The sequence below is a fragment of the Pseudarthrobacter sp. B4EP4b genome (assembly GCF_006680095.1).
GTDB lineage: Bacteria > Actinomycetota > Actinomycetes > Actinomycetales > Micrococcaceae > Arthrobacter.
The window spans coordinates 95,736-104,313 of sequence record NZ_VHIJ01000026.1 but is presented as its reverse complement, the minus strand read 5'-3'; the positions used below and the strand labels follow the sequence as shown (position 1 = coordinate 104,313).

8 protein-coding genes are annotated in these 8,578 nt (G+C 60.8%); all 8 read right to left on the bottom strand.

Features of this window, described 5'->3' with window-relative positions:
- Positions 1 to 89: 89 nt before the first annotated feature.
- The 8 genes from FNL14_RS09895 to FNL14_RS09860 all read right to left on the bottom strand — a co-directional run bounded on the left by FNL14_RS09895 (position 90) and on the right by FNL14_RS09860 (position 8,518).
- Entirely contained in the window at positions 90 to 854 is a 765-nt protein-coding gene (locus FNL14_RS09895; RefSeq protein WP_142059619.1) for a type 1 glutamine amidotransferase, read from the bottom strand.
- A 264-nt stretch (positions 855 to 1,118) separates the two neighbouring features.
- On the bottom strand, positions 1,119 to 2,780 hold the full coding sequence (locus FNL14_RS09890) for a GAF domain-containing protein (protein WP_255470772.1): 1,662 nt from the start codon (positions 2,778 to 2,780) through the stop codon (positions 1,119 to 1,121).
- 127 nt (positions 2,781 to 2,907) lie between these two features.
- Positions 2,908 to 4,068 (bottom strand): NAD(P)/FAD-dependent oxidoreductase, encoded by a 1,161-nt coding sequence (locus tag FNL14_RS09885; RefSeq protein WP_255470771.1) that lies wholly within the window; start codon positions 4,066 to 4,068, stop codon positions 2,908 to 2,910.
- Complete coding sequence (locus FNL14_RS09880) at positions 4,065 to 4,301, bottom strand: ferredoxin (protein WP_142059642.1); 237 nt, start codon at positions 4,299 to 4,301, stop codon at positions 4,065 to 4,067. The genes FNL14_RS09885 and FNL14_RS09880 overlap by 4 nt, the downstream gene beginning before the upstream one ends.
- A gap of 5 nt (positions 4,302 to 4,306) precedes the next feature.
- Positions 4,307 to 5,500 carry a cytochrome P450 gene (locus FNL14_RS09875; protein ID WP_142059615.1) on the bottom strand — a complete coding sequence of 398 codons (1,194 nt, stop codon included), beginning with the start codon at positions 5,498 to 5,500 and terminating at the stop codon, positions 4,307 to 4,309.
- The gene (locus FNL14_RS09870) at positions 5,497 to 6,237 is read right to left on the bottom strand and encodes a gamma-glutamyl-gamma-aminobutyrate hydrolase family protein (protein WP_142059613.1); all 741 of its coding nucleotides are present in this window, start codon (positions 6,235 to 6,237) and stop codon (positions 5,497 to 5,499) included. The genes FNL14_RS09875 and FNL14_RS09870 overlap by 4 nt, the downstream gene beginning before the upstream one ends.
- 1 nt (position 6,238) lies before the next feature.
- Positions 6,239 to 7,012 carry an SDR family NAD(P)-dependent oxidoreductase gene (locus FNL14_RS09865; RefSeq protein ID WP_142059611.1) on the bottom strand — a complete coding sequence of 258 codons (774 nt, stop codon included), beginning with the start codon at positions 7,010 to 7,012 and terminating at the stop codon, positions 6,239 to 6,241.
- Positions 7,013 to 7,072: 60 nt separating this feature from the next.
- Positions 7,073 to 8,518 carry a glutamine synthetase family protein gene (locus tag FNL14_RS09860; protein WP_255470770.1) on the bottom strand — a complete coding sequence of 482 codons (1,446 nt, stop codon included), beginning with the start codon at positions 8,516 to 8,518 and terminating at the stop codon, positions 7,073 to 7,075.
- Between the last annotated feature and the right edge of the window lie 60 nt (positions 8,519 to 8,578).

Sequence of the window (8,578 nt, the reverse complement as noted above, 5' to 3'; positions counted from 1 at the left end):
GCAGACTCAATGAGTCCAGGGGCAGGAATCGCTGCATCGGCTAGTGTCCACGTCCACCCCGCGGCCGCAGCGCCACCACGCACTGTTGGTTACTGAGTAGCCACCGTTGCCGTGGTCCGGACCAGGTGGGCGAAGCGTCGCGCCATCGCCTCGGTATGCTCCCTCACGATCTGGTCCTGATTCTCGAATGCTTTCATTCCGCGGCCGGCCCGCTCCACGGCAACCGTGTCATTCTCCTTGACCAGGGACAACCACTGGCGGTAGACCACCGGCGAGATCTCCGGGTGAAACTGAACTCCCCATGACATCTCACCTACCCGAAAAGCCTGATGCGGATACTGGGCCGTCATCCCGAGCCATACTGCTGACGGCGGGAGTTGGTCGATCATGTCCCCATGCATGGCGCCTGCGAAGAAGGGATCCGGCAATCCGGCCATCAAGGGATCCTCGGCAGCATCGGGCCGTAATGCCACCTCGACGACCCCCGCTTCGAGGCCATGGTCTCCCCTGGCCACGGTCCCGCCGAACGTCTGTGCCATCAACTGAGCTCCAAGGCAGATCCCTAGCGTCGGTTTCCTCTGGCTGGCGGCGGCCGCCATAAGGCGCCGGATGTCGGTAAGCCAGTGATAGGCATGGTCGTCCAATGAGCTCATGTCTCCGCCAAGAACCACCAGGGCGTCCTCCTGAATCACGTCCGGGATCACGTCACCACTGAAAGGCTGGATAATTCTGGTGGCTATTTCCTCATCGTGCAGCCAAACACCGAGCCGGTCCAGCGGGCAGTGGAAATCTGGCTGTATGACGAGTGCCTGCAGGGTACCGGTACCTCGGGGCAGGTTTGGCTGATTGGTCATTCTCGAATTCCTTATCGGGCGGTCAGGGTTTCAGCATGCGAAACCTGGGTTGTGAAGGGACGGTGGCATCCTCTGCGGTTAAACCGGACACCGAAGCCCCATGGCCTTTAGTCCCCGGACCCAGGGGGACAACTTCAACGTAGCGAACAGCACGGCCGGGGTCGCAGTGCCGGTTGCACATTAAGATCCGAATGTGTATGCCACAGCCTGGTGATCTTGGGATCATCCGAATATTTCCTCAGCGGACCCCGGCCGCTGTTGCCGTCATTGAAGAACAGTGCGGTGGCCTTCGCGCATAGCCAGTCGCGCAGCGATGCCCGTGGGCAGCCAGTCGCCGGCTTCTTCGAATGAATGACCGATGAGCTGCTCTACGCGCTGGAGCCGTTGCCGGAGTGTGTTGCGGTGGATGTGCAGTTTGGAGACCGTGTCGGCAATGGATCCTTTATTGGACAGGAGCATGGCGACGGTTTCGGCCAGCTGGGTTCCATTTTCCGCGTCGTAGCGCATGAGGGACCTGAGTTCGGCGAGCACGTTCCTGATCTCTGCAGACATCCCCTCCCCAACAAGGGGCAGTTCCTGCAGGTGTTCTATGTCGCTGAAAGAGGTGACCCGTCTCCCGGATGTCCTGCCGACCAGTTCTGTCCAGGCCAGTGCGGTTTCAGCGTCTGAGAGCGCTGGCTGCAGAGAGGCGACGTCCCGCGCCAGTGGACCTACGCCGGCGAAAGCTGAGACGCCACGGTGTTCGTCGAGGTCAGAAAGAGTCGTCTCCAGCTTCGCCTTGATCTCTTCTCCGGAGCCGGAAGGGGTATCGATAAAGAGCAGGCTGAGGGGGCCTTCCGTGAAGACCAGGGATCGGGGGCCGGCCAGCTCCTGAAGGTAGGGGGCGATGCGTCTGGACACCGCGTCAGAGTCGAATTTCAGCCGTTTCACTCGCACCAGGACCGGCAGAGTGCGGCCCTTTGACCAGCCTGATTCCTCGAGAATGCGGGCGAATGTGCTCGTGCCGACGCTTCGGAGCAGGCGTGAAGCATGGGATGAGCCGACGGACTCCAGTTCTACTGCTTCAAAGAGGGCGGCCAGCTGAGAGCAAATGGCGCTGAGCCGATCGAGCTCTCTGGTGGAATAGCGGCGTGGACGATAGCACGTGACGATGCCCCGTGTGCTGGTCAGGCCAAAGGAGACAGATATCCGCTCGTGTCCGGCGAAGTTGGATTCAATGAATTCGGACGTTGCTGTTCGTGAGTGAGTGGTTCTAACTACGATTCCGCTTCGCTCGCCCTTGTCCATTGCGATGGCGGTGGGCGGCGATGTGGCTGCACCTCGCCCGAAATATTCAATGACGCAGCCGTCGGAGCTCATGTGCTTAAGAATCGCCTGGGTGGCCACTTGGGCGCATTGCAGGACGGAAGTGGCGGAGTTGATCGGGAAATCGACAAGGAAGTGTGCTGCTGCGGATTGGCGCCGCAAGTCATCAACTGTCTCAGCCTGCAGCAGGCCGCTGGCAAGCAGCACTCCCACCTCGTCAGCAATCAGCTTTGACTCCCAGGTGAAGGTTTCCTCCTCATATGACCAGAGGCTAAATACGCCAAGGAGGGTCCCGGTCGGTGCCACGATCGGGACAACCAGCATCGAATTGAAATCTTCTTCCTGCAGTTCGCTGATGCTGGCGAACCTCGGGTCCTGCTGAATGTTCTTGTTTAGGACAACTGACTGTTTGGTGAGCCCTGCCCAGCCAGTTACACCTTCGCCGAGGCGAAGGGTGATTCTTCCCATTTGCTGGCTTTGCACTCCAGGGGTGCCTGCGCGCATGACAAGGACTTGTTCCTGTTCATCCCACAGGTAGACGAAAACCCCTGCTGAGTTTGTTGCCCTGGCTACCAAGTCCACTGCTCTTTGAGCAAGCGCGAGTGGATCGGGTCCTTCCATCATGAGCTGCGTGAGCTCGGACAGGGTGTCTGCGCGAAGCTCTGCTATTTGGAGTTTGTGGCGATAGCCAGCGGGCAGGACCTCATTCGGTTGCGGGGCCGCAGGCTCAGCAGGGGGTTTCATCGTTTCAGCTTAGAAGGCTCATGCCCATGGAGGCCCGGCTGAACTGCCTTGGCGCGTTGACACCGATCCAAGCCACGTCCTCCGCCGCAGATCCAATCCGGTACAAGGCGGCGTTGCGTTCCTCCGCAGCGTATACCTGAACAAGTTCGCCTGCCGGCGGAAGCATTCCATGCACCTGTACCTTTCGGCCGAACTGCTCCGTCCACCCGTACGGAGCCTGTTCCAGTTCGCTGGAGTCGAAGCCTGCAAAGTATTCAGCCAGGGCTGCGCCATGACGTTGGGCCTGGGTCCAACTCTCGAACCGCCGAAAGGTTCCGTCCTCGGCCTGCCGGGCCGAAACGTCTCCGATAGCGAAGATCCCGTCGGCGATTTCACCACTGGTCAGCAGGGCTCTCCCGTCCGCAGTGCAACGGACTCCGTTGGAAATGTCGAGCTCGCTGTAGGTCAGCCATTCGGTGTGGGGGCGTGCTCCGACAGCGCTGATCACCAAGTCGGCGTGCAGGTCCAGGCCGTTGACCCGGACCGTCCACTGCGCATCCGTTTTCTGAATGGATTCCACAGCAACCCCAAAATGAGTTACGACACCGGCCTGATGCATCCATGCCTTCGCTTCCTCTCCCAGATGTCCTGAAAAGAAGCGCTGCATTGGTTGCGGAGCCAAATCCACTACCGTGACGGCAAGCCCACGCTGGGCGAGTGTAGATGCCAGTTCCGCACCAATGGTTCCGGCGCCGATGATGATCGCACTGGAAGATCCTGCATCCACGGCGCTGCGCAGGGCAAGGGCGTCCTGCGCGGTTCTTAGGCTGAGAACGCCCGCTGGCTCGTTCGGCAGCCGGATTGAGCCGGCTCCTGCAGAGATGACGACGGCGTCAGCGGCTACTTCTCCGAGCTTGTCCGTCAGGACAGTCCGCTTGTCGGTGAGCAGCCCGATGGCCTTTGCATTGAGGATCGGCGTAGCCTCCGGCCACCACTCGGCCGGTTCGACGGGACCGGTGCCAAGAAGGAATTGCTTGGAGAGCGGGGGCCGGTCGTAGGGCGCGTTCGGGTCTGAATCAATGACGATGAATTCGCCTGCAAACCCCAGTTCGCGGCTGCGTTCAATCAGCATCGCGGACGCAACCGAAGCGCCAATGACCGCAACCCGGTCTGGCAGATGTGTCACGATGCCGAAACCTCTGATGCTTTCTCGCCGGCCTCGGCCGTTTCCCGTTCCAGGATCGCCCGTTCGGGGCAGTTCCGGATGGCCTTGCGGACGTTGGGTTCATCGCCGCTGTTTTCGCGGCCAGGAATGACGTGCGCGTAGCCTTCCTCGTCGATCTCAAAGGTTTCGGGTGCCAGAGCCCAGCACCGGGCGTGGCCTTGGCAACGCCCTCCGTCGACCCAAAGTTCTCCCATGGTGATCAAGCTCCAATCTTGAGGGTAAGCGGGCCGACGCCGTGCCACGGTTCGTCGTCATTCGCCCGTTCGAAGTGAGGGACAGCCTTCAGGAATTCCTCCATGGCGATAACCATTTCGGCGCGGCCAAGGTTCGAGCCGAGGCACCGGTGGATCCCTCCGCCGAAGGCCAGGTGGCGGTTGTCTTCACGGTCAATCTTGATGTCGTTGGGTTCTTCGTAGACCTCCGGGTCACGGTTGCCCGCGCCGAAGACGAGCACAACGCGTTCGCCAGCCTTGATTTCCTGGCCCCGGACAACTGTGTCCTTCTTCGCGGTGCGGGCCATGGCCTGGACCGGGGAGAGGGTCCGCAGGAATTCTTCTGCTGCGGTGGGGATCAGGTCCGGGTCTTCCCGCAACTGCTGCTGGGCCTGCGGGTTGCCGGCCAGGTACCAGAGGGCGGAACGGATCGCCCAGGCGGTCGTGTCCAGCCCGGCCAGGAAGAGCAGGTAGCAGTACGACAGCAGCTCTTCACGCGTGAGCTTCCGGCCTTTCACTTCCGCTTTCAGGAGCTGGGTGATCAGGTCATTGCTGACATCCGCTTCCGGTCCGACCTTTTCCCGTTCGTCGAGAAGGCGGTCGAAGTAGTCGTTGAGTTCGCGTCCGGCCGCATATGCGGTTTCCGGATGCGCGGTCCGCTCATAGATGATTTCGTCGATCCACCGGTCGAAGATTGGCCAGTCCTGTTCCGGATATCCGGCCAGGCGGCTGAAGATAATGGTCGGCATCGGGCGGGCAAGCTTTTCCGAGACATCGACGACGTCGCCGGCTGTGAGGACTTCCTGGCACAGCTGCTGGGCGGTCTCCCGCATACCGGGTGTCAGCTTGGAGATGTTCATGGGCGTGAACATCGGCAGCAGGATTTTGCGGAAATCAGCGTGGGTCGGCGGATCGATGTCGATCGGAATGAGGGGAACGTCAGTGCCGAACGCCGGGAGGAGCATTGAGGGACCGACAGCGAAGGTGTCAGGGTCCTGCTCGGCGTTGAAGATATCTTCGCTCTTGGTGATGTACCAAAAGCCTCCATACTTGTTGCTGTGCCCAACAGGGCCGTTGGCCAGGATGTCCTGGTATTCGTCGAAAATGTTGTCGAGCGACCGTCCGTGGAAGTCAAAGTCTGACTTGTTGTGGCTGAGTCCCCGCTCAGTTTCTGTGCTCATGAGAATTGCTCCTGAAGTGGTTTCTGTGACTGTGCGTACGCTGCGGCCTTCTCCACGAGATCGACGAAGAGGGCCTTCTGGGCTTCGTGGTAGTCGACCATGTGCTCGGGATGCCATTGGACTCCGATGAGGCGGGCATCGTCGGCTTCAATTGCTTCGATAACGTCGCCTTCCCGTCCCACGACACGAAGGCCTGTTCCGAGCTTGCCCAAGCCCTGGTGGTGGTAGCTGTTCACGGGAATGGTCAGGTCTTTGGCAATCCGGGCAAGTTCGGAACCGGGCTCCAGCTGTACCTGGTGCCATGGTTCATGAGAGGGATGGTCCTGCCAGTGCCCCCTGTCCGGGCTCACTTCCTGGACGAGGTTTCCGCCTCGAATAACATTGACAAGCTGCATCCCCCGGCAAGTGGCCAGGATGGGCAGGCCGCGGAGCATGGCTTCGTTGTAAAGCTCGATTTCGAAGTCGTCCCTGATGTCGCACACGTCATAGACCGTGTCAATCGGATCCTCGCCATACAGCCGGGGGCTGATGTCACCGCCGCCGGTGAGGATCAGCCCGTCGAACCCTTCAAGCGCCGCATCCGGGATCGTTGCCGTGGACGGAAGAATGGCGGGACGGCCGCCCGCAGCAAGCACGCCGTTGGCGTAGGCCATGTTCTGGACCGTTGAAGGCATCGGGCCAAAGGCGGTATCGACGGTCTGCCGGGCAGCGGAAATGGCGATAAGGGGCGCCCGCATGTCAGTAAACCAGCCAACCGCCGTCGACGTGGATGGTGGTACCGGTCACCCAGCTGGCCTCGTCGCTGGCCAGGAACGCGACTGCGTTGGCAACGTCGGAGGGCCGTCCGATTCGTCCGAGCGGCGTGCGGTCGAGCAGGAACTTCACGGCCTCCTGGTTTTCCAGCACGGACTTGGTGAACGGGGTCTCGATGAAGCCGGGGGCGACAGCGTTGACGCGGATTTTGGAAGCTGCGGTTTCGATGGCCAAAGCCTTCGTGAACATAAGGAGTGCACCCTTGGAAGCGTTGTAATGGACCTGGGGGTGTCCGCTGCTGGCGATGACGATGTGGGCCTCGACCGAGGTGATATTAACGATGGCACTGGTTGAATCGTCGCCCCGGGCGGCAGCGCCCTTCTCCAGCAACGGCCGTGCGGCCTGACTGACCAGGAACGGTCCGGTGGAGTTCACGGCGAAGACCTGGTCCCATTCCGCTACGCTCACGTCGTCGAAGTTGCTGCCCTTGACGATGCCTGCGTTGTTGACGAGGGTGTCGAGCCGGCCGAATTTTGCGTCGATCTCGGCTATGCCGCGGCGGACCGAGGCTTCGTCGGCGACGTCCATAACAACAGGCACCATCTCCGGGTGCTGGCCGATCAGACGCTCGAGCGCGGCCTCGTCACGGTCCAGGGCTACAACGGTGGCGCCCTCCTTGAGGAGCTTTTCTGCGATGGCAAGGCCGTTTCCGGACGCGGCTCCGGTGACTGCAGCGATCTTTCCGGGGTGAGTGGTCATTGGGTGCTTCTTTCTGAGTATTAAAAAATGGAAATGGAGCTCTTAGCACTGCACTCTGCGCTAGATGCGTTCCAGGTAACGTGCGATCTCGAAGTCGGTGACACTGGTCTGAAGCTTGCGGAGCTCCCAGCGCCTCGTCTGGACGTAGTGGGTAACGAAGGTCTCGCCGAAGTACGCCTTCGCGACCTCGCTATTCTCGAACTGTTCGATGGCCTGGTCGAGTGTTCCGGGCAGCTGCTTTACCTGGTTTCCTTCCTCCAGGGCGTAGGCGTTTCCTTCCACCCGCTTCGGGGCGGTCAGTTCCTGCTCCACGCCGTGCAGGCCCGCCGCGATGTTAGCGGCGATGACCAGGTAGGGATTGGCGTCAGCGCCCGGTACCCGGTTTTCAATACGTGCGGCACTGCTCTTTGACGGGATGGACCTGATGGCGACCGTTCGGTTGTCCAGGCCCCAGGTGGCGCTGGATCCGGCCCACTGCCCGCCTTCGGTCCGCTTGTAAGAGTTGATGGTGGGCAGGTAGAGGGCCGTGAGCTCCGGTGCCGTCTCGACGACGCCGGCCAGGTAGTTGTACCCGATGGCGCTCAGTTCGCCGGGCTCCTCGGCATTGGCGAAGACGGACTTGCCCGACTGCGGATCCCAAAGGCTCTGGTGCATGTGCCCGGAGGAGCCGGCCCACTCCGGGTTGATCTTGGCCATGAATGATGCCGTGTAGCCGGCCTCAGCTGCAACCTCCTTGACGGTGGCCTTTAGCCGGAGGGCGTTGTCCGCGGCTGCGAGAGCATCCGAATAGTGGATGTTCATCTCGAACTGGCCCGGACCGTTTTCACTGTTGCTGGCCTCGATGAAAATGCCCTGCTCAGACAGGCGGCGTCGGATCTCACCGATGAGGAACTCGGTGCCTGTGTCCCTGACGAGGCTGTAGGTGTGACTGCCCGCCGTGATTGGGGTCAGGTCGCGCCAGTCCTTGGCGGCAAGGTCCGTCGGGGTGCCTTTGAGCAGGTAGAACTCGAACTCGTAGGCGCAGACCGGCGAGTATCCAAGGTCTTCGGCTTTCTGCACGACCCGCTTGAGAATGCTCCGGGGACAGATTGCCGCAGGCTCGCCCGACATCTCGTAAGCGTCGCAAATGACGGAAGCCACGCCGGGTTCCCCGGGAACGACCTTCAGGGTACTGAGATCGGGGAGGAGCGTCACGTCAGGGTAACCCGTGTCCCACCCCGTGTAGCTGAGATCAGAAATGATTTCGTCCTGAATGTCCCAGCCGAAGATGATGTTGCAGATATTCGTTCCGCGCTCAGCGACGCTTTCCAGGAAGTACCTGGCAGGGATGCGCTTGCCGCGCCAAACCCCGTCCAGGTCCACGACGCCCACCTTGAACGTTTTGATGTCGTTGTCGGAGACAAACTTTTGCAGTTCGTCATGCGCTGACGCGGCTGAGGATTGATCCTGCATGTCGATAGCCTCGAGTTCGTGGAGGTCCTCCGGGACCTGTGTGATGGGATTCACTGTGTACCTCTTATCCTCATTGATATTGGTTACTAAAAACACTAAGAGCGGGGTCCTTTT